Here is a 19,814-nt window from a genome sequence, read left to right as displayed (position 1 = left end):
AGCGGCCGTTGCCGAGAGGTACGCGGTGAGCGGGCGTCGGGCGCTTCGGGCGCGGGTCAGTGGTGGAGGATCTTCGACAGGAAGTCCTTCGCCCGGTCGCTCCGCGGATTGCTGAAGAACTGGTCCGGCCGCGCCTCCTCGACGATGCGGCCGTCCGCCATGAAGACGACGCGGTTGGCGGCGGAGCGCGCGAAGCCCATCTCGTGGGTGACGACGACCATCGTCATGCCGTCCCGCGCGAGCTGCTGCATGACCTCCAGCACCTCATTGATCATCTCCGGGTCGAGCGCCGACGTCGGCTCGTCGAAGAGCATCAGCTTCGGCTCCATGGCGAGCGCGCGGGCGATGGCCACCCGCTGCTGCTGACCACCGGAGAGCTGGGCCGGGTACTTCTCGGCCTGGGCGCCCACCCCGACGCGGTCGAGCAGGTCACGCGCCTTCTTCTCGGCCGCCTTGCGGTCCGTCCTGCGGACCTTGACCTGGCCCAGCGTCACATTCTCCAGCACCGTCTTGTGGGCGAAGAGGTTGAAGGACTGGAAGACCATGCCGACGTCGGCGCGCAGCCGCGCCAGCTCCTTGCCCTCCTGGGGCAGCGGCCGGCCGTCGATGGTGATCGAGCCGGAGTCGGTCGTCTCCAGCCGGTTGATCGTCCGGCACAGGGTGGACTTCCCGGACCCCGACGGCCCGATGACGACGACGACTTCGCCGCGCGCGATGGTCAGGTCGATGTCCTGGAGGACATGCAGGGCGCCGAAGTGCTTGTTGACGCTGTTCAGGACGACCAGTGCGTCCGGGGGAGCCGCAGCGGCCGCCGCGGCATCGGTCACCGATACTTCGCTCATCGGCGTTCCTCGCTCCATCCTCCTCGGTTGGGGAGGACCCTAATCAGCGGGAACGACCAGCGTCATTACATCTGAGCTGAAATTGAGCATAACGATCCGGCGGCAAAGGGACACTCCGTGTGAAGGGGGCGCACGGCGCGCACGCGGGTGGTGCGGGCGTACCGGCTGGGTAACGGAAGCTCCTCCACCCCCGCAACCCCCTTGACGGGGTGGGCGTCCATCAGCGTGGATGCGGTGTTGCGACACCACGGCCGGACGGAGGGCGCGGATTGAGACTGCTGCTCGTGGAGGACGACGACCATGTCGCCGCTGCCCTGTCCGCGGTGCTGGCCCGGCATGGATTCGACGTCACCCACGCCCGCAGCGGCGAGGAGGCCCTCCGGGCGCTGCTGCCCGCCGGGGGCGCCCCCTTCGCCGTCGTCCTGCTCGACCTCGGCCTGCCCGACCAGGACGGCTTCGAGGTCTGCGGCAGGATCCGCAAGCTCACCGCCACCCCCGTCATCATGGTCACCGCCCGCGCCGACACCCGCTCCAAGATCCACGGCCTCAACCTCGGTGCCGACGACTATGTGGTGAAGCCCTACGACACCGGCGAACTCCTCGCCCGCATCCACGCCGTCGCCCGGCGCACCCCGCCCGCCGACAACGGCGTCGAGGACACCCACGACCTCGACGGCCCGCGGGCACTGCACCTGGGCGCGCTGACCGTCGAGCTCCCCAACCGCGAGGTGTCCGTCAGCGGCACGCCCGTCCCGCTCACCCGCAAGGAATTCGACCTCCTGGCGCTGCTCGCCCAGCGCCCCGGCGTCGTCTTCCGGCGCGAACAGATCATCAGCGAGGTGTGGCGCACCAGTTGGGAGGGCACCGGGCGCACGCTGGAGGTGCACATCGCCTCGCTCCGCTCCAAGCTCGGCATGCCCGCCCTCATCGAGACGGTGCGTGGCGTCGGCTACAAAATCGTCGTCCCGGCCGCGTGACGGTCGTACGAAGCCGTGCGCACCCGACTCCTCCCGCTGCTCATCGTCCTGCTGGCCGGAGTGCTGCTGGCGCTGGGCTTCCCGCTCGCCGCGAGCATCGCCGCCGCAGAGCAGCAGCGGCTCGTGGTCGACCGCATCGACGACACCGCGCGCTTCGCCTCCCTCGCGCAGTACGTCACCGCCCGGCCCTTCGACCCCGCGGCCGACCAAGACGAACGGCTCGGCACCCTGCGCTCCGAACTCCTGCGGTACGAGGACGTCTACGGCATCAGGGTCGGCGTCTTCTACCGCGACCGCCGGGTCATGGCCGTCGCCCCCGCCGACTTGTCCGTACCCGACCAGGGCGAGGGGCAGCGGGCCTTCCAGGAGGCCCTGGCGGGGCGGCGCAGTCACGACCCCGGGCAGGTGTGGCCCTTCGAGCGCCGCCGGCTGACCGTCGCCTCACCCGTCATCCGGGACGGCGACGTCGTTGCGGTCGTCGTCACCGACTCGCCCACCGGTCGGCTGCGGTCACGGATCCTGCACTCCTGGCTGCTGCTCGGGGCGGGTGAGACCGGGGCCATGCTGCTCGCCGTCGCGGCCGCCTTCCGGCTCACCGGCTGGGTGCTGCGGCCCGTACGGACCCTCGACACCGCCACCCACGGCATAGCCACCGGGCGGATGAACTCCCGCGTCGCGGTGGACAGCGGACCGCCGGAACTGCGCCGCCTGGCGAGGTCGTTCAACGAGATGGCCGACCACGTCGAAGAGGTCCTGGAGCAGCAGCGTGCCTTCGTCGCCGACGCCTCGCACCAGCTGCGCAACCCTCTCTCCGCCCTGCTGCTGCGCATCGACCTGCTCGCGCTCGACCTGCCCGAGGGGCACGGGGAGGTCGAGTCTGTCCGGGGCGAGGGCCGGCGCCTGGCCCGGGTCCTCGACGACCTGCTGGGCCTGGCGCTGGCCGAGCACGCCTCCGCGGACCTCCAACTGGCCGACATCGCCGAGATCGTCACCGACCGGGTGGGCGCCTGGTCGCCGGTGGCCGACCGCGAGCGCGTCGCCCTCACCTACAGCGGGCCGTCCGCCACGACCGGCTGGGCCGACCCGGTGGCCCTCTCCAGCGCGCTCGACGCCGTGGTGGACAACGCCCTGAAGTTCACCCCGGGAGGCGCCGACGTGCGCGTCAGCGTCGCGGTCGACGGTGACACGGTGAGCATCACGGTCGCCGACCGCGGCCCCGGCCTGACCGAGGAGGAACTCACCCGGATCGGCGACCGCTTCTGGCGCAGCAGCCGCCACCAGAACGTCGACGGCTCCGGCCTGGGCCTGTCCATCTCCCGCGCCCTCCTCGCCGCGGGCGGAGCCACGCTCTCGTACGCCCCGAACACCCCGCACGGCCTGCGTGCGGTGATCCGCCTGCCGCGCGACCGCGCCGCCGAGCAGGCGGCCGCCCCGCACGGGAGTTGACAATTCGCGCCCGCGAACGGGCGACAGCCGGGGGAGGGCCGCTACGGCTTGACCGACAGGTAGTAACGGCGCGCGCCCACGTGCAGGTCCAGGGGATCGGTGAAAATCGCCGTACGGAGGTCCACTTTCTGCGCCGCGTGCACCTTCTGCCCTATGCGGTCGCGGCTGTTCATGACCGACCGGGTGACGCTCTTCGCGAGCTCGGTGTCCGCGTGGTCCATCGTGATCAGGAGATTCGCGACCGCTATCGTCTTCACCGCTTGCGCGGCGTGCAGTTCCGGATACGCGTCCACCGGCATCACGGCCGCCCTGTAGTAGCGCGTCTCCGGGCCGAGCGCGTGCAGCGGCCCTATGAGGTCGCCCAGCTGGACGAGCCGGATCGACAAGCGGAGGCCGAGGCTCTGCACGGCGTTGGTGGGCAGGCCGCCCGACCAGAAGAACGCGTCGATCCGCCCCTGCTCCAGCAGCTCCGGCATCCTGTCGATGCCCACGCGTACGGGCTCGATGTCCTTGTCGAAGTCGAGTCCGGCGGCCTGCAGCAGCCTCCTGGTGATCAGCTGTACGCCCGACTCGTCCGTACCGACGCCGACCCGCATCCCCTTGAGCTCCTTCGCCGACTGCACCGGTGAACCCTTCGGGACCACCAGCTGGATGTAGTCGTCGTAGAGCCGAGCGCAGGCGCGCAGCCCCGCCCAGCCGGGTTCCCGCCGGTCGCGGTAGGTGGCGACGGCGTCGGCGGTGGCCAGGGTGAAGTCGGCCTCGCCCGACGTGAGCTGCTTGAGGTTGTCCAGCGACCCCTGACTGCGCCGGAGCCGCACGTCCAGGGAGGGCATGTCCCGGCCGAGGTCCTCCTTCAGGAGGTCGCCGTACTTCGCGTACACCCCGGTCGGCACCCCGGTCGCGAACGACATCCGGCCGCTGGGCGACGACGAGCCGTGCAGCGACACCAGCCACCACGCCAGCAGGGCGAGCACGGCGCCGGCCGCCACGCCTGCCTGCAGGGCGCGACGGCGGCCGGGACGCGGGAGCCGGAGAGTCATGGGCGGATCCTGCCAGTCCCGGCCGGGCTTCGGCAGAGGGCGGAAGGACGACCGCCGCGTCAGCGGCCCCGCGCGACCGCCACGGCCACGACTACGGCCGGCGGCGGGGCTTGCCGCGCTTGGGGGCGCCGGAACCGCTGCGCGGGTTCTTCCCGCCCTTGGTGCCGCTCCCGCCCTTTGCGCCGCCGGAGCCGCTCCGGGGATTCCGGCCGGTCGACTTGCCCGCCGCGGGCTTGCGCTGTGCGCCGCCCGCGGCGGGGCGCTTGGTCTTGGGCTGTGCCACGGCCGGGGGACGGCCCCGGGTGCTGTTGACGGTCCGGCCGCGCACGATCCCGATGAACTGCTCCACCAGGTCGGTGGTCTCGTCCTGCGGCCACGACAGCGCGACGCGCGACTCGGGGGCGTCCGTGAGCGGGCGGTACGTGAGGTCCTTGCGGTGGTGCAGACGGGCGAGCGACTGCGGGACGACGAGCACTCCCACCCCCGCCGCCACCAGCTCGACGGCGTCCGCCGTCGTGGCGGGCCGCTCGATCGCGGGCCGCCCCGGCAGCCGCTCCCAGCCGAGGGTGTCGTCGAGGGGGTGCAGGACGATCTCGTCGGCCAGCTCCTCGGCGGAGACCTCCTCGACCGCCGCCACGACGTGGTCCTTGGGGACGACGACCACGGTCGTCTCGGTGTAGAGGGGGATCGCGCTGAGGTCGTCCCGGTCGACCGGCAGCCGTACGAAGCCCGCGTCGGCGCCACGGCCGCGCAGCAGGTCACACGCCTCGGCGGCGGGCACCGCGACGAGAGTCAGCGGGATTTCGGGCAGCCGCTCGTTCCAGATCCGCACCCACTTCGTGGGCGTCACCCCCGGGACGTAGGCGAGCCGGAACGAAGGGGATACATCCGAGCCTGTCACTCCGCAAGGTTAGCCGCTCGTGGTCGGAGGTAGCGCACATGCTCGATACCCTTGACACCATGAAGTCGCACCAGACCACCCAGACGATGAAGCCCGCGACCGCGGCCAAGAAGCTGGGTGTGTACCTCGAGGCCACCCCCGCCGAGTTCCAGGAGGGCGTCGTCTCGCGCGCCGAGCTGAACGCGCTGCAGGCCGACCCGCCCCAGTGGCTGCTGGAGCTGCGGCGCGACGGGCCGCACCCGCGTCCGGTGGTCGCGGCGAAGCTCGGCGTCTCCATCTCGGGTCTCGCCCGCGGCGGGGTCACCGAGGCGCTCACCACGGAGCAGATCGACGCCCTGAAGCAGGACAGCCCCGAGTGGCTGCAGCGGGAGCGCGCCACCCAGGCGGAGGTCCGCAAGGAGGCCGTCCGCATCAAGGAGAAGAAGGCGGAGCAGGCCGATCAGCCCGGCCGGCCGCGTTCCTGACCTCTGGCGGGAGCCGCTCCGGTGCCCCCTTACCCTTGAGGAATGACCAGCAGCGGTGACCGGAGCCAGGCAGTGGACGTCAAGGGAACATACGAGGTGCGCACCTACGGGTGCCAGATGAACGTCCACGATTCCGAGCGGCTCTCCGGTCTGCTGGAGGACGCGGGCTACGTCCGCTCGCCCGAGGGCACCGACGAGGGCGACGCCGACGTCGTCGTCTTCAACACCTGCGCGGTGCGCGAGAACGCCGACAACAAGCTCTACGGCAACCTCGGCCGGCTGGCTCCCATGAAGACGAAGCGGCCCGGGATGCGGATCGCCGTCGGCGGCTGCCTCGCCCAGAAGGACCGCGACACGATCGTCAAGCGGGCGCCCTGGGTGGACGTCGTCTTCGGCACGCACAACATCGGCGCCCTGCCGGTGCTGCTGGAGCGAGCCCGCGTCCAGGAAGAGGCGCAGGTCGAGATCGCCGAGTCCCTGGAGGCGTTCCCCTCGACGCTGCCGACGCGGCGCGAGAGCGCGTACGCGGCCTGGGTCTCCATCTCCGTCGGGTGCAACAACACCTGCACCTTCTGCATCGTCCCGGCACTGCGCGGCAAGGAGAAGGACCGCCGCCCCGGCGACATCCTCGCCGAGGTCGAGGCGCTCGTCGCCGAGGGCGTCACCGAGATCACCCTCCTCGGGCAGAACGTCAACGCCTACGGCTCCGACATGGGCGACCGCGAGGCGTTCTCCAAGCTGCTGCGCGCGTGCGGCGCGATCGAGGGCCTGGAGCGCGTGCGCTTCACCTCCCCGCACCCCCGGGACTTCACCGACGACGTCATCGCCGCGATGGCCGAGACGCCCAACGTGATGCCGCAGCTGCACATGCCGCTCCAGTCCGGTTCGGACACCGTCCTCAAGGCGATGCGCCGCTCGTACCGCCAGGAGCGCTTCCTGGGGATCATCGAGAAGGTGCGCGCCGCCATGCCGGACGCCGCCATCTCCACCGACATCATCGTGGGCTTCCCCGGCGAGACCGAGGAGGACTTCGAGCAGACCATGCACACCGTGCGCGAGGCGCGCTTCGCGAACGCCTTCACGTTCCAGTACTCCAAGCGACCGGGCACCCCGGCCGCCGAGATGGAGGGGCAGATCCCCAAGGAGGTCGTGCAGGCGCGCTACGAGCGCCTGGTCGCCCTCCAGGAGGAGATCTCCTGGGACGAGAACAAGAAGCAGGTCGGCCGGACGCTGGAGGTCCTGGTGGCCGAGGGCGAGGGCCGCAAGGACGACGCGACCCGCCGCCTCTCCGGCCGCGCCCCCGACAACCGCCTGGTGCACTTCAGCAGGCCCGACGAGCCGGTGCGCCCCGGCGACGTGGTGACCGTCGAGATCACCTACGCCGCCCCGCACCACCTGCTCGCCGAGGGCCCGGCGCTCGCCGTCCGCCGCACGCGCGCCGGTGACGCCTGGGAGAAGCGCAACGCCGCGCCCGCCGAGAAGCCGTCCGGCGTGATGCTGGGCATCCCGACGATCGGGGCCCCCGCCCCGACGCCGGCCCCGGCCGCCGCGGGCTGCGGCTGCGACTGACGGCGACAGGGGAGAACCGGGACGGCCCGCGGTACGACGAGGACGCCGTCCCGGTCACGCCGCCCCGACCGGGACGCGCGGACCTCCCCCGAGGCTTCCCCTGACGCCGTGGAGCGCTTGTTAGGGTGCCGACATGCTCGTCGCCGCCGCTGTCTGCCCCTGTCCGCCCCTGCTGGTGCCCGAGGTCGCCTCCGGGGCCGCGCCCGAGCTCGACGGCCTGCGGGCCGCGTGCCTCGACGCCGTGGCGGTGCTGGCCGCGGCACGCCCGGACCGGCTCGTGGTCCTCGGCCCCGCCGACTCCGCCGGACAGGGAACGCACCCCCAGGGCACGGCCGGATCCTTCCGGGACCTCGGCGTGGACGTCGACGTACGGCTCGGCCACGGCGACCCCGCCGGAGACCGGGAACTGCCGCAGTCCCTGGCCGTCGCGGGCTGGCTGCTGGGACGTACGGACTGGGCCGCCGCGCCCGTCGAGGGCCTGGGCGTCGGGGACACGCTGGAGGCCGGGCGCTGCCTGGACACCGGCCGGGAACTGGTCGCGGGGGACGACAGGGTCGCGCTGCTGGTCATGGGCGACGGCAGTGCCTGCCGGACCCTCAAGGCCCCCGGATACCTCGACGACCGTGCCGAAGGATTCGACGCCGAGGCCGCGCGGGCGCTGGGCGCCGCCGACACCGGCGCGCTGGCCGCGCTCGACGCGGAGCTGGCCCATGAGCTGAAGGCCGCGGGGCGGGCGCCCTGGCAGATCCTCGCGGGCGCGGGGGAGGGAGCCGGCCTGAAGGGCGAGCTGCTCCACGACGACGCCCCCTATGGCGTGGGGTACTTCGTCGCGACCTGGTCCTAGCGCGGGCGCCGCCCCGGAGAGGGCCCCAGGGGTGCGCTGACGGCGTACGACCGCCCCGACGGGGTTCCGGTCGCTCGCGCGCCCGTACGGACGGGAGAGCGGCTCACAGGGCCGCCCGCCCCACGAGAGCGGAGAAACGACGACGGGCCGCGGAGCTCCCGCTCCGCGGCCCGTCGTCGACGAGATCTCAGGAGGCCGTGGAGCCCGGACCGTCGTCCTTGCCGTCCTTCTCGGCGAGGCGGTCGATGGCGTCCTTGGCCTTGCCGGTGCCCGTCTGGATCTGGCTGCTGTACTTGCCCTTGGTCTTCTCGTCGACGACCTTGGCGGCCTTCTCCAACCCCTGCTCGATCTTGTCCCCGTGCTGCTGCGCGAGGTCGCCGACCTTGTCCTTCACGGGACCGAGCTTGGCCTTGAGATTGTCCAACAGGCCCATGGCGCCTTCCCTCGTCTTTCCTGGTCGGAAGCTACTTACGGGCGCCCTCACCGGCCTCGCTGTCCGCCGCCTTCTCCGCGGACTGCTGCTTGGGAATCTCGACTCCCTCGGCCGGTGCGGCCTCCGCCTCGGCCTCGCCGGACTTCTCCGGCGCCGCCTCGGCGGTCTCGGTGGTCGCCGCCTCGTCGGCCGATTCCGTCGTCAGAGTGGCTGTCGCCGCCTCTTCGGTTGACGCCTCGGCCTTCTTGCGGCGAAACCTTGAAAACACGCCCATATCTACTCCATTACCTTACTGGTGTGAGCGAAGCCCCGCGTCGCCCGGAGCGTCCCATTGCGCCGCTTCCGGACACCGGCCCGTGAACCGGCTCTCGGAACCTCGCAACAGGCAACGAAACCGACAGCGTCGCGTCACGTCGCTCGTTCGAGGGGCGCGCCAAAGGTTTGCGAGACTGATGCGGTGAAAAACCCGGTGAAAAACGCACGTCCCGCCCCGCGGGTCATCGCCGTCGTCGGCCCCACGGCGGCCGGCAAGTCCGATCTCGGCGTCGCCCTCGCCCAGCACCTGGGCGGTGAGGTGGTCAACGCCGACTCCATGCAGCTCTACCGGGGCATGGACATCGGCACCGCCAAACTGACGCTCGACGAGCGGCAGGGCGTACCGCACCACCTGCTCGACATCTGGGACGTCACGGAGGCCGCCAGCGTCGCCGAGTACCAGCGGCTCGCCCGCGCCGAGATCGACAGGCTGCTCGCGGAGGGCCGCACCCCCGTGCTCGTCGGAGGGTCCGGGCTCTACATCAAGGGCACGATCGACGCCCTCGACTTCCCCGGCACCGATCCGGCCGTACGCGCCCGCCTGGAGGACGAACTGGCGGAAGCGGGCCCCGGCGCCCTGCACGAGCGGCTCGCCGCCGCCGACCCCGCCGCCGCCCGCGCGATCCTGCCCGGCAACGGCCGCCGCATCGTGCGCGCCCTGGAGGTCATCGAGCTCACCGGCAAGCCGTTCACCGCCAACCTGCCCGGTGAAGAGCCCGTGTACGACGCGTTGCAGATCGGTGTCGACGTCGAGCGCCCGGAGCTGGACGAGCGGATCACCGTCCGGGTCGACCGCATGTGGGACGCCGGGCTCGTCGACGAGGTGCGCGCCCTGGAGCGCGAGGGCCTGCGCGAAGGGCGCACCGCCTCGCGGGCGCTCGGCTATCAGCAGGTGCTCGCCTTCCTCGCCGGGGAGTGCACCGAGGAGGAGGCGCGCACCGAGACCGTACGGGCCACGAAGCGGTTCGCGCGGCGGCAGGACTCGTGGTTCCGCCGCGACGGCCGCGTCCACTGGCTGAGCGGCGCCGCCGACCGGAGGGCGGAACTCCCCGGGCAGGCCCTGACGTTGCTCGAACGGGCGGTCACAGCCTGATCACGTGATGGCATCGGGACGCTATGCAAGCCCTTCCGGCCTGCGTGGGCGTGCCATCATCAAGCGGTCGATCGAGCGGTGAAGTCCGAGTGGGGAGGGCGCGTGGCGATGGAGGCCGGCCCTCGTGACAGACCACAACAGCCGCCGCGGGATGAACCGGAGGTTCTCACTCCGGACGGCCCCGAGGAGACCGACGGCTCGGTGACCGGTGTCACCGTCCCGGTGCCCGCCTCGTTCCGGGAGCTGCGCCCCCAGCGCAGGCTGCGCGTCTGGCAGCTCGCTCCCATCGTCGCGCTGGCCGCCACCGGCTCGCTGATGTTCGCCTTCCCGCTCGCCTTCGAGTTCGGGGACGGCGGGCCGGTCGTGGCCATGCTCGGACTGCTCATCAGCTGCTGCGCCGCGGGCTGGGCCGTGATGGCGGCCCGCCGCGTCGGCTACACCTGGCCCGGACTGCCGCCCAGGGGCTCCGGCAACCGTCCGGACTGGCGGTACGTGGCCGCCTACGTGGCCGTCGTCGCGGTGGTCGTCTTCCTGGCCGTCTGGCGGGTGGCCCGCCTGCGCTGAGCGCGGGCGCCCGGCCTCGCCGGGATCCCTGTCGGCGGTGCCCCGTACCATCGAAGCGTGAGCACCGCGCAGATCGCCTTCCTCAAGGGTCACGGCACCGAGAACGACTTCGTGATCATCCCCGACCACGACGGCCTGGTCGAGCTGTCGCCGGCCGCCGTCGCCCGGCTGTGCGACCGCCGGGCGGGCCTCGGGGCCGACGGCGTCCTGAGGGTCGTGCGGTCCGCCGCCCACCCCGAGGCGCGCGCCATGGCCGACGAGGCCGAGTGGTTCATGGACTACCGCAACAGCGACGGCACCGTCGCCGAGATGTGCGGCAACGGCGTCCGCGTCTTCGCCCGCTACCTCCAGCGCGCGGGCCTCACCGGAGCCGGAGACCTCGCGGTCGCGACCCGCGCGGGCGTCCGCCGGGTGCACATCGCCAAGGAGAGCGCGGGCGGCGACGTCACCGTCTCGATGGGCAAGGTGCTGCTGCCCGGCGGGGACGTCACCGTCACGGTCGGGGACCGCAGCTGGCCCGCTCACAACGTCAACATGGGCAATCCGCACGCCGTCCTCTTCGTCGACGACCTCGCCGACGCGGGGAACCTGTACACCGCGCCCCTGGTCACGCCCGCCGCCGCGTACCCGGAGGGCACCAACGTGGAGTTCGTAGTCGACCGCGGCCCGCGCCACGTCGCCATGCGGGTGCACGAGCGCGGCTCGGGCGAGACCCGCTCCTGCGGCACGGGCGCCTGCGCGGTGATGGTCGCGACGGCCCGCCGCGACGGCGCGGACCCGGCGCTCACCGGCGTCCCCGTCAGCTACACCGTGGACGTGCCCGGCGGCCGCCTGGTGATCGGCGAGTCCCCGGACGGATCGGTCGAGATGACCGGCCCCGCGGTGATCGTCGCGGAGGGCGCGTTCGACGCCTCCTGGCTGGGCACGGCGCTCGGCTGACCGCCCCGCACTACCGCGACTCCGCGCAACCGCCGAACTCCTGGCTGCGTGGCTCGCTCGAATGGGTGATCCGTTTCACTCTGGGCGAGAGCGGGTGAGCGGCGCGTGATGGGCTCGGTAACATCAAGCACCGGGGTCTGGAGGCGATGGGCCGGCCACCGGTCGACGCTGCCGGAGGTGCCCATGAGCGCGGAGGCCCCCAATGAAGGTGCTCTCGGCCGCAGGCGCGGCCGCGCCCGTCTCGACCTGAGGCGGCTGGGGCGCGCGGCGCTCAGCGGCTCCGGGTCGCGCGGCCGCCTGCCGGATGCCATCGACCACGTCGCCAAGGTCCACCGGGCCCACCACCCCGGCGCTGACCTCGACATCCTCTGCCGGGCCTATCTCCTCGCCGAGTCCTCCCACCGCGGTCAGACGCGCAAGAGCGGCGAGCCGTACATCACCCACCCGCTCGCCGTGACCCTGATCCTCGCGGAACTGGGCGCCGAGACCACCACCTTGACCGCCTCCCTCCTCCACGACACGGTCGAGGACACCGAGGTGACCCTGGATCAGGTGCGGTGCCAGTTCGGCGAGGAGGTCCGCTTCCTGGTCGACGGCGTCACCAAGCTGGAGAAGGTCGACTACGGTGCCGCGGCCGAGCCCGAGACCTTCCGCAAGATGCTGGTCGCCACCGGCAACGACGTCCGCGTGATGTCCATCAAGCTCGCCGACCGGCTGCACAACATGCGCACCCTCGGCGTGATGCGACCCGAGAAGCAGGCGCGCATCGCCAAGGTCACCCGCGACGTGCTGATCCCGCTCGCGGAGCGGCTGGGCGTCCAGGCGCTCAAGACCGAGCTGGAGGACCTGGTCTTCGCGATCCTCCACCCCGAGGAGTACGCCCGCACCCGCGACCTCGTCCTCTCCCACGCGGACCGCCCCGATCCGCTGGTGGAGACGGCCGAGCGGGTGCGCGCCGTGATGCGCGAGGCGGGCATCGCGGCCGACGTCCTGGTGCGCTCCCGGCACTTCGTCTCCGTCCACCGGGTGCGGCTCAAGCGCGGCAGGGTGACGGGCTCGGACCTGGGGCGGCTCCTGGTGCTCGTCGCGGAGGACGCCGACTGCTACGCGGTCCTCGGTGAACTCCACACGTGCTTCACGCCGTTCGTCTCGGAGTTCAAGGACTTCATCGCGGTGCCGAAGTTCAACCTCTACCAGTCGCTGCACACCGCCGTGGCCGGGCCGGGCGGCGAGGCCGCGCAGGTGCTCATCCGCACGCACCAGATGCACCGCGTCGCCGAGGCCGGTGTCGTCGCCCTGGGGAACCCGTACGCGACCCCCGAGACGCCCGACGCGGCGGACGGCGAGCGCGTCGACCCCACCCGGCCCGGCTGGCTCTCCCGGCTCCTGGAGTGGCAGCGGGCCACGCCCGACCCCGACACCTTCTGGACCTCCTTGCGGGACGAGCTGGCCCAGGACCGCGAGGTCACCGTCTTCCGCGCCGACGGGGGCACGATTGGCCTGCCGGCCGGGTCGAGCTGCGTCGACGCGGCGTACGCCCAGCACGGGGACGGCGCGCACAGCTGCATCGGGGCCCGGGTCAACGGCCGGCTGGCGACGCTCAGCACGGTCCTGCGCGACGGCGACACCCTCCAGCTGCTGATGTCCCGCGACACCGCTTCGGGCCCCTCCCCCGACTGGCTGGAGCACGCCCGTACGCCGGCGGCGCGCATCGCCATCGAGCGCTGGCTGGCCACCCATCCGGCACCGGACCCCGTCGCCCCGCCCGTGCCCCTGACGCCCGACCGGCCCTGTCCGCCGCCGCGCTCCACCGCCCCGGCGGCCCGGTGGCCCGTCGTGGTCACCGCCGACGGCACCGACCTGGCGGCCACCAGCGTGCGGCTCGCCGGCTGCTGTACGCCCGTACCGCCCGACGAGGTCACCGGCTTCGCCGTGCGGGGCGGCGCGGTGACCGTGCACCGCGCGCACTGTCCCGCGGTGGGCCGGATGGTCACCTCGGGACGCGAGCCGGTGGAGGTGCGCTGGAGCAGTCCCGAGAGCGCGGGGGCGTTCGACTACAGGGTCACGCTGCTGGCCGAGTCGTTCAGCAGGCCGCACCTGCTGGCCGACCTCACCGAGGCCATCGCGGGGGAGGGGGCCGCGGTCATCTCCGCCGCGGTGGAGCCGCCGCACGAGCAGCGCGTGCGGCACACCTACACCCTCCAACTGGCCGATGCCGCTCAACTGCCGGAGCTGATCCGGGCCATGCGACGCGTCCCGGGGGTCTATGACGTCGAGCGGGCGGGGCGGGCCTTCGCCGGAGCACAGCTCTAGCCGTACGGGAGGCGGCCTTCGGGCGACGCCGGAGGTGGGGGAGCCGAGCCTCCGGTGCGCGGGGTGCCGCGCGTCCGCCCGATCCGGAAAAGGCCCACCGGTGTGACGCTCGTACAGCCTTCCGAAACGCTCATACGGGTGGGGCGGCGTCGTGCCGCCGACGGCGGTGCCTCCCGCGCTGATAGCGGTGGACGCATGCCGCACTCTCCCGGGACGCGCTCCCCGAACCGCCGCCGCCCCGTACGCCGCCGGGTCGCCTTCTCCACGGCCGCCGCCACAGCCCTCCTGGTGGGGGCCTCCGCCCCGCCCGTCGCCACTCCGGAGGGGATCGGCGACCGGCTCTTCCCGTACCTGGGCAACCCGGGTTTCGACGTGGTCGCCTACGACATCGCCCTCGGCTACCACGGGAACGACCGCCCGCTCGACGCCGTGACCACCATCAGGGCCGAGGCCACCTCCTGGCTGGACCACTTCAACCTGGACTTCACCCAGGGCACCGTCCGTTCGATCGAGGTCAACGGAATGCCCGCCGAGTTCACGCCCGTCAAGGAGGATCTGGTCGTCACTCCCGCGAGGGCCCTGCCCGCCCACCGCGGCTTCACGGTCAAGGTGCACCACACCAGCGACCCGCGCGGCACGGGCGACGGGGGCTGGGTCCGCACGAGCGACGGACTGGTCATGGCCAATCAGGCCGACGCCGCCCACCGGATCTTCCCCGGCAGCGACCACCCCTCCGCCAAGGCCCGCTTCACCTTCCACGTCACCGTGCCCAAGGACCTGACCGTGGTCGCCAACGGCCTGCCCCTGGGCCGGGTCACCCAGGGCGAGAACACCACCTGGACGTACCGGACCCTGCACCCCATGGCCACCGAGCTCGCCCAGATCTCCATCGGACGGTCCGTCGTCCCCCGCCGCAGCGGCCCGCGGGGACTGCCCGTCCGCGACGTGGTGCCCGCCGCAGAGCAGCAGCGGCTGGAGAAGTGGACGGCGAGGACACCCGATCAGCTCGCCTGGATGGAGAAGCGCGTCGGGCCGTTCCCCTTCGAGACCTACGGGGTGCTGATGGCCGACGCGTCGACCGGCTTCGAGCTGGAGACGCAGACGCTGTCCCTCTTCGAGCGCGCCCTGTTCACCCGGACCGACATCCCCGACTGGTACCTCGAATCGATCATGGTCCATGAGCTCGCCCACCAGTGGTTCGGCGACAGCGTCACCCCCCGGATGTGGTCCGACCTCTGGCTCAACGAGGGCCACGCCACCTGGTACGAGGCGCTCTACGCGGAGGAGAAGGGCGGCACGAAGTTCGCCGACCGGATGCGCGTGGCGTACGAGTTCTCCGACGCCATGCGCGTCGACGGAGGACCGCCCGCCGCACCCAAGGGGCCCGCGCCGGGAAAGAAGATCAGCATCTTCCGGCCGGTCGTCTACGACGGCAGCGCGGTGGTGCTCTACGCGCTGCACGAGAAGATCGGGGCACCCGCCTTCGAACGGCTGGAGCGCGAGTGGGTCGCCCGCCACCGCGACTCCACCGCCGGCACGGACGACTTCGTCGCTCTCGCCTCCCGGGTCTCGGGCCAGGATCTGAAGCAGTTCCTGCACGCCTGGCTGTACGGGCCCACGACCCCGCCCATGCCCGGCCACCCCGACTGGAAGCCCACCCGGAAACCCGCGTGACGGCCCGGCGGCGGCGTGGGAACATCGACACGTCGGCGCGGGGGCCGGCCCGGGAATCTCCGGAGGCCACCGCACGTTGTCGACGGTGTGGCCCCTCGCCGGGGGCCGCCACTTCCCAACGACGTAAGGATCAAATGACCTCCTCTTCTTCCCTTCCCCAGGACCGGCAGAGCCTCCCGGAGAGCCTTCGGGCCGACGCCCTGATGGAAGAGGACGTCGCCTGGAGCCACGAGATCGACGGGGAGCGCGACGGCGCGCAGTACGACCGCTCCGAGCGCGCGGCACTGCGCCGTGTGGCGGGACTCTCCACCGAGCTGGAGGACGTCACCGAGGTCGAGTACCGGCAGCTGCGCCTGGAGCGCGTGGTGCTGGTGGGCGTGTGGACGTCGGGCACCGTGCAGGACGCCGACAATTCCCTCGCGGAGTTGGCCGCGCTCGCCGAGACGGCGGGCGCCATGGTCCTCGACGGCGTCGTCCAGCGCCGCGACAAGCCGGACCCGGCCACCTACATCGGCTCGGGCAAGGCGCAGGAGCTGCGGGACATCGTCCTGGAGACCGGCGCCGACACCGTGGTCTGCGACGGTGAGCTCAGCCCCGGCCAGCTCATCCACCTCGAGGACGTCGTCAAGGTCAAGGTGGTCGACCGGACCGCCCTGATCCTCGACATCTTCGCCCAGCACGCCAAGTCCCGAGAGGGCAAGGCCCAGGTCTCCCTGGCCCAGATGCAGTACATGCTGCCCAGGCTGCGAGGCTGGGGCCAGTCGCTCTCCCGGCAGATGGGTGGCGGTGGCTCCGGTTCGTCCGGCGGCGGCATGGCGACGCGTGGTCCCGGTGAGACCAAGATCGAGACCGACCGCCGGCGGATCCGCGAGAAGATGGCGAAGATGCGCCGGGAGATCGCGGAGATGAAGACCGGCCGCGACATCAAGCGCCAGGAGCGCCGGCGCAACAAGGTGCCCTCGGTCGCCATCGCCGGATACACCAACGCGGGCAAGTCCTCGCTGCTCAACCGGCTCACCGGGGCCGGCGTGCTGGTGGAGAACGCCCTGTTCGCCACCCTCGACCCGACCGTGCGCCGGGCCGAGACGCCCAGCGGGCGGCTCTACACCCTGGCCGACACCGTCGGCTTCGTACGGCACCTGCCGCACCACCTCGTCGAGGCGTTCCGCTCCACCATGGAGGAGGTCGGGGACTCCGACCTGATCCTGCACGTGGTGGACGGCTCGCACCCGGCGCCGGAGGAGCAGCTGGCCGCCGTGCGCGAGGTGATCCGCGAGGTCGGCGCGGTCGACGTGCCGGAGATCGTCGTGATCAACAAGGCGGACGCGGCCGACCCGCTCGTGCTCCAGCGCCTGCTGCGCATCGAGAAGCACTCCCTGGCCGTCTCCGCGCGCACCGGCGAGGGCATCGAGGAGCTGCTCCAGCTGATCGACACCGAGCTGCCCCGGCCCGCCGTCGAGATCGAGGCGCTCGTGCCGTACACCCAGGGCTCCCTCGTCGCGCGGACGCACGCCGACGGCGAGGTGATCTCCGAGGAGCACACCCCGGAGGGCACGCTCCTCAAGGCGCGGGTCCACGAGGAGCTGGCGGCGGAGCTCCAGCGCTATGTCCCGGCGGCCCGCGGCTGACCTGCTGCCGCGCGCGTACGGAACACGAAGGCCCGCCCCCGTCCGGGGGCGGGCCTTCGGGCTTCACCGCTTACTGGTTGGCGAACTTCCGGCTGATGCCGTCATAGACGCCCTTGGCCTCAGGGCCCAGGTGCGGACCCGCGAGCCAGGTGCTGTTGGCCGGGCCGATGGAGGTGTTGGAGACCAGCACCACCTTGCCGTCGCGCTGGGCGAACCAGCCGCCGCCCGACGAACCACCGGTCATGGTGCAGCCGATGCGGTACATGGTCGGCTGCGACGGCTCGATCGTCAGCCGGCTCGGCTTGTCGATGCAGTCGTACATCTTCTGCCCGTCGAACGGCGGCGCGGCCGGGTAGCCCCAAGCACCCATCGACTGGATGGACTTCACCTGCGGGGCGTCGAAGTCGACCGTGAGGGCGTTGCCGACGGTCTCTTCGAGGGACTTGCCGGAAGCGGACTCCGGCTTCACGTGCAGCACGGAGAAGTCATAGGGAGCACCGGCACCACCGGTCTCGGCACCCTGCGTGATCCACTGCGAGGACGTCTGCGCCCAGTCCGCCCACCACACGCCGTACGGAGCGACGTCCTGCACCGGCGCGGTGTTGACCTGTGCGCCCGGCAGGCCCTTGTCGTTGTAGGACGGCACGAAGGCGATGTTGCGGTACCAGCCGCCGCTCTTGCCCGCGTGCACGCAGTGGCCCGCGGTCCACACCATGTTGGACTTGCCCGGGTGTGCCGGGTCCTTGACGACCGTCGCCGAGCAGACCATGTGGCCCTCGGGGCTGTCGAAGAAGACCTTGCCGACCGGGGCGGCGTTGTTGTGGTACGGCAGGCCGACCGACTTGGCCGTGACCGGCTGCGGCTCGGGGTCGGTGACACCCTGGTCGCCGGAGGCGCCCGGGGCGGTGCCCGGAGCGCCCTTGCTCGACAGCGTCTTGTCGCTGGAGCGGGCGTCCTTCATGGTGTCGGGCTTCCAGTGGCCCTTGATGATGGGGTTGATGAAGTCACGGGCCTCGCGAAGCCACTGGTCCTTGTTCCAGTTCTTCCAGGCGCCGTTCTTCCACTTGTCCAGGTCCTTGAGGGACGAGGGCAGGTTCTTGGGCAGCTGGAGGCCGTCGTCACCCGTCTGGGTGGCCGAGGCGCTGGGCTTGTCGCTCCCGGACGCCTTGTCCTCGGAAGGGCCGCACGCGGTGGCTGTCAGGGCCAGCGCGGCGGTCAGAGCGGCCGCTGCCAGCGCGGGCCGGCGGATGGATGGCATGGAGTGGGTTCCCCCTGAATCGATCTCTTGGCGCAGCGGTGCCCGCGCAGTGCGCGCCCGCTTATGAATTTGTCATGTACCGCCCCAGTGGGGTGGCAGGACCCCACTATGCCGGTGCGATGGGAGACGGGCGAGGGCGGGTCCCCGGTTCCGGGCCGAACCTTCTTGACGGTCGGCCGTGTTCCGCCGCTCGCGGCGTCGTTGGTACGTACGGGGGAGAGCCGACCGGAGTTCAGCACCAGGAGGTCCCAGAGCTGTGACCTTGACCCAGCTGCCGCCGACCGCGTCACCGTCGGGGACCCATGACGGCATCCTCCGGCGGCAGTCGGCCCGGGAGACGGCGGCCCGTACCTACGCCCGCTCGCTGCCGGTCGTGCCGGTGCGCGCGCGGGGGCTGACGGTCGAGGGTGCCGACGGGCGGCGCTATCTCGACTGCGCCTCGGGGGCGGGCTCGCTGGCGCTCGGTCACAATCACCCGGTCGTGCTCGAAGCGATCCGCGCCGTGCTTGACTCGGGCGCCCCGCTGCACGCGCCGGACCTCGCCACACCCGTGCGGGAAGCCTTCACCCACGAGCTGTTCGCCACGCTGCCCCGCGGGCTGGCCGACGCGGCGCGGATCCGGTTCTGCGGTCCGACGGGCGCCGACGCGCTGCGGGCCGCCTCCGCACTCCTGCGGGCCGCGACGGGCCGCACGGAGCTGCTCACCCTTTCCGGGACACCCGCCGAGACCTCTCTCGCACTCTCCGGTCCGTCCGAGGCGCTCCTCGCCACCCTGGGAAGCGGCGGGCGCGCACCGGCCGGTGTGGTCGTCGAACCCGTGGCGGGCGAGGGCGCCGTGCTCCCCGCACCGGACGGCCTGCTGCGGCGGGCCCGCGACGTCACCGCCGCCCGCGCGATCCCCCTCGTCGTGGACGAGGCGGCGACCGGCGTGGGCCGCACCGGCGCCTTCTGGGCGGTCGAGCACAGCGGGATCGTGCCCGACGTGATGGTGCTGTCCCACGCGATCGGCGGCAGCCTCCCGCTCGCCGCCGTCGTCCACCGCGCCGACCTCGGTGCATGGCCGCCGGGCGACGGCGCGGACGCCTGCCGGGGCAACCAACTGGCCATGGCGGCGGGCACGGCGACCCTGCGATTCGTACGGGAGAACCACCTCGCCGGGCGCGCGGCGGAGCTCGGCGCGCACATGCTCCGGCGGCTCCGGGCGCCGGCCCACGCGTGCGTCGGCGAGGTGCGGGGGCTGGGGCTCCTGATCGGCATCGAATGCACGCCCGGCCCGGCCGCCGCCGTGCAGCGCGAGTGCCTGCGCCGAGGGCTCATCGTCGAACTCGGCGGCCCGCACTCCTCCGTCGTACGCCTCCTGCCTCCCCTCACGATCACCGACGAGCAGACGGAGGCCGTCCTCGACCGCCTGGCGGACGCCCTCGCCGCGGTAGACCGGACCCACCGCCGCGCACCCACCCCGAGCATGCCGAAGGAGGCAGGTGTCGCGTCCCCGGCCTGACACCGGGGCACGC

The 19,814-nt window shown here is 72.4% G+C and carries 18 protein-coding genes; 12 read left to right on the top strand and 6 right to left on the bottom strand.

Annotated features, from left to right (window positions below; genetic code table 11):
• Window positions 1-56: 56 nt before the first annotated feature.
• Window positions 57-842, bottom strand: coding sequence for an amino acid ABC transporter ATP-binding protein (locus tag ABD269_RS05770; protein ID WP_301891899.1), 786 nt, complete (start codon window positions 840-842; stop codon window positions 57-59).
• 269 nt (window positions 843-1,111) lie between these two features.
• Here ABD269_RS05770 and ABD269_RS05765 point away from each other — a divergent pair, with 269 nt between their 5' ends.
• Both ABD269_RS05765 and ABD269_RS05760 read left to right on the top strand, forming a co-directional pair.
• Window positions 1,112-1,819: a response regulator transcription factor gene (locus tag ABD269_RS05765; protein WP_301891898.1), complete on the top strand. Its 708-nt coding sequence runs from the start codon at window positions 1,112-1,114 to the stop codon at window positions 1,817-1,819.
• A 15-nt stretch (window positions 1,820-1,834) separates the two neighbouring features.
• On the top strand, window positions 1,835-3,265 hold the full coding sequence (locus ABD269_RS05760) for a sensor histidine kinase (protein WP_301891897.1): 1,431 nt from the start codon (window positions 1,835-1,837) through the stop codon (window positions 3,263-3,265).
• 41 nt (window positions 3,266-3,306) lie between these two features.
• Here the strand turns inward: ABD269_RS05760 and ABD269_RS05755 are convergent, their stop codons facing one another.
• Window positions 3,307-4,305: a TAXI family TRAP transporter solute-binding subunit gene (locus ABD269_RS05755; protein WP_301891896.1), complete on the bottom strand. Its 999-nt coding sequence runs from the start codon at window positions 4,303-4,305 to the stop codon at window positions 3,307-3,309.
• Between the two features lie 91 nt (window positions 4,306-4,396).
• The gene (locus ABD269_RS05750; protein ID WP_344116680.1) at window positions 4,397-5,206 is read right to left on the bottom strand and encodes a LysR substrate-binding domain-containing protein; all 810 of its coding nucleotides are present in this window, start codon (window positions 5,204-5,206) and stop codon (window positions 4,397-4,399) included.
• A gap of 59 nt (window positions 5,207-5,265) precedes the next feature.
• Here ABD269_RS05750 and ABD269_RS05745 point away from each other — a divergent pair, with 59 nt between their 5' ends.
• The 3 genes from ABD269_RS05745 to ABD269_RS05735 all read left to right on the top strand — a co-directional run bounded on the left by ABD269_RS05745 (window position 5,266) and on the right by ABD269_RS05735 (window position 8,083).
• The gene (locus tag ABD269_RS05745) at window positions 5,266-5,670 is read left to right on the top strand and encodes a DUF5997 family protein (RefSeq protein ID WP_344116678.1); all 405 of its coding nucleotides are present in this window, start codon (window positions 5,266-5,268) and stop codon (window positions 5,668-5,670) included.
• Between the two features lie 42 nt (window positions 5,671-5,712).
• Entirely contained in the window at window positions 5,713-7,239 is a 1,527-nt protein-coding gene (gene miaB, locus ABD269_RS05740) for a tRNA (N6-isopentenyl adenosine(37)-C2)-methylthiotransferase MiaB (protein WP_344116676.1), read from the top strand.
• Window positions 7,240-7,372: 133 nt separating this feature from the next.
• Window positions 7,373-8,083, top strand: coding sequence for a class III extradiol dioxygenase subunit B-like domain-containing protein (locus ABD269_RS05735; RefSeq protein WP_344116674.1), 711 nt, complete (start codon window positions 7,373-7,375; stop codon window positions 8,081-8,083).
• 187 nt (window positions 8,084-8,270) lie between these two features.
• Here the strand turns inward: ABD269_RS05735 and ABD269_RS05730 are convergent, their stop codons facing one another.
• Both ABD269_RS05730 and ABD269_RS05725 read right to left on the bottom strand, forming a co-directional pair.
• Window positions 8,271-8,516 (bottom strand): antitoxin, encoded by a 246-nt coding sequence (locus ABD269_RS05730; RefSeq protein WP_116214236.1) that lies wholly within the window; start codon window positions 8,514-8,516, stop codon window positions 8,271-8,273.
• 31 nt (window positions 8,517-8,547) lie between these two features.
• Window positions 8,548-8,790 carry a hypothetical protein gene (locus tag ABD269_RS05725; RefSeq protein ID WP_116214237.1) on the bottom strand — a complete coding sequence of 81 codons (243 nt, stop codon included), beginning with the start codon at window positions 8,788-8,790 and terminating at the stop codon, window positions 8,548-8,550.
• A gap of 195 nt (window positions 8,791-8,985) precedes the next feature.
• On the opposite strand from ABD269_RS05725, the gene miaA reads away from it, so the two are divergent.
• The 6 genes from miaA (at window position 8,986) to hflX (ending at window position 17,042) form a co-directional block, all read left to right on the top strand.
• Window positions 8,986-9,924, top strand: a complete 939-nt coding sequence (miaA, locus tag ABD269_RS05720; RefSeq protein ID WP_301891891.1) for a tRNA (adenosine(37)-N6)-dimethylallyltransferase MiaA — start codon at window positions 8,986-8,988, stop codon at window positions 9,922-9,924.
• Window positions 9,925-10,032: 108 nt separating this feature from the next.
• Window positions 10,033-10,488: a hypothetical protein gene (locus tag ABD269_RS05715; RefSeq protein WP_301894291.1), complete on the top strand. Its 456-nt coding sequence runs from the start codon at window positions 10,033-10,035 to the stop codon at window positions 10,486-10,488.
• Window positions 10,489-10,545: 57 nt separating this feature from the next.
• Window positions 10,546-11,427: a diaminopimelate epimerase gene (gene dapF, locus ABD269_RS05710; RefSeq protein WP_344116671.1), complete on the top strand. Its 882-nt coding sequence runs from the start codon at window positions 10,546-10,548 to the stop codon at window positions 11,425-11,427.
• 183 nt (window positions 11,428-11,610) lie between these two features.
• Window positions 11,611-13,740: a RelA/SpoT family protein gene (locus ABD269_RS05705; RefSeq protein WP_301891889.1), complete on the top strand. Its 2,130-nt coding sequence runs from the start codon at window positions 11,611-11,613 to the stop codon at window positions 13,738-13,740.
• A gap of 195 nt (window positions 13,741-13,935) precedes the next feature.
• Window positions 13,936-15,414 carry a M1 family metallopeptidase gene (locus ABD269_RS05700; RefSeq protein ID WP_344116667.1) on the top strand — a complete coding sequence of 493 codons (1,479 nt, stop codon included), beginning with the start codon at window positions 13,936-13,938 and terminating at the stop codon, window positions 15,412-15,414.
• A gap of 134 nt (window positions 15,415-15,548) precedes the next feature.
• Window positions 15,549-17,042 carry a GTPase HflX gene (hflX, locus tag ABD269_RS05695; RefSeq protein ID WP_301891887.1) on the top strand — a complete coding sequence of 498 codons (1,494 nt, stop codon included), beginning with the start codon at window positions 15,549-15,551 and terminating at the stop codon, window positions 17,040-17,042.
• A 70-nt stretch (window positions 17,043-17,112) separates the two neighbouring features.
• Here hflX and ABD269_RS05690 read toward each other — a convergent pair whose 3' ends face one another.
• Window positions 17,113-18,300 carry a trypsin-like serine peptidase gene (locus ABD269_RS05690; RefSeq protein ID WP_301891886.1) on the bottom strand — a complete coding sequence of 396 codons (1,188 nt, stop codon included), beginning with the start codon at window positions 18,298-18,300 and terminating at the stop codon, window positions 17,113-17,115.
• Window positions 18,301-18,556: 256 nt separating this feature from the next.
• On the opposite strand from ABD269_RS05690, the gene ABD269_RS05685 reads away from it, so the two are divergent.
• The gene (locus ABD269_RS05685) at window positions 18,557-19,801 is read left to right on the top strand and encodes an aminotransferase class III-fold pyridoxal phosphate-dependent enzyme (RefSeq protein ID WP_425572838.1); all 1,245 of its coding nucleotides are present in this window, start codon (window positions 18,557-18,559) and stop codon (window positions 19,799-19,801) included.
• Window positions 19,802-19,814: the final 13 nt, after the last annotated feature.

This window comes from Streptomyces blastmyceticus (genome assembly GCF_039521185.1).
Taxonomy (GTDB): domain Bacteria; phylum Actinomycetota; class Actinomycetes; order Streptomycetales; family Streptomycetaceae; genus Streptomyces; species Streptomyces blastmyceticus.
The sequence above is the reverse complement of the archived record's forward strand: the minus strand, read 5'-3'. Positions and strand labels throughout refer to the sequence as shown.

Excerpts from the sequence above, each read along its gene's own strand:
- ABD269_RS05735 (WP_344116674.1), top strand. The coding sequence starts at position 7,373 with ATGCTCGTCGCCGCCGCTGTCTGCCCCTGTCCGCCCCTGCTGGTGCCC.
- ABD269_RS05705 (WP_301891889.1), top strand. The coding sequence starts at position 11,611 with ATGAGCGCGGAGGCCCCCAATGAAGGTGCTCTCGGCCGCAGGCGCGGC.
- ABD269_RS05755 (WP_301891896.1), bottom strand. The coding sequence starts at position 4,305 with ATGACTCTCCGGCTCCCGCGTCCCGGCCGCCGTCGCGCCCTGCAGGCA.
- ABD269_RS05730 (WP_116214236.1), bottom strand. The coding sequence starts at position 8,516 with ATGGGCCTGTTGGACAATCTCAAGGCCAAGCTCGGTCCCGTGAAGGAC.
- ABD269_RS05745 (WP_344116678.1), top strand. The coding sequence starts at position 5,266 with ATGAAGTCGCACCAGACCACCCAGACGATGAAGCCCGCGACCGCGGCC.
- miaB (WP_344116676.1), top strand. The coding sequence starts at position 5,713 with ATGACCAGCAGCGGTGACCGGAGCCAGGCAGTGGACGTCAAGGGAACA.
- ABD269_RS05715 (WP_301894291.1), top strand. The coding sequence starts at position 10,033 with ATGGAGGCCGGCCCTCGTGACAGACCACAACAGCCGCCGCGGGATGAA.
- ABD269_RS05700 (WP_344116667.1), top strand. The coding sequence starts at position 13,936 with ATGCCGCACTCTCCCGGGACGCGCTCCCCGAACCGCCGCCGCCCCGTA.
- ABD269_RS05690 (WP_301891886.1), bottom strand. The coding sequence starts at position 18,300 with ATGCCATCCATCCGCCGGCCCGCGCTGGCAGCGGCCGCTCTGACCGCC.
- hflX (WP_301891887.1), top strand. The coding sequence starts at position 15,549 with ATGACCTCCTCTTCTTCCCTTCCCCAGGACCGGCAGAGCCTCCCGGAG.
- ABD269_RS05725 (WP_116214237.1), bottom strand. The coding sequence starts at position 8,790 with ATGGGCGTGTTTTCAAGGTTTCGCCGCAAGAAGGCCGAGGCGTCAACC.
- ABD269_RS05770 (WP_301891899.1), bottom strand. The coding sequence starts at position 842 with ATGAGCGAAGTATCGGTGACCGATGCCGCGGCGGCCGCTGCGGCTCCC.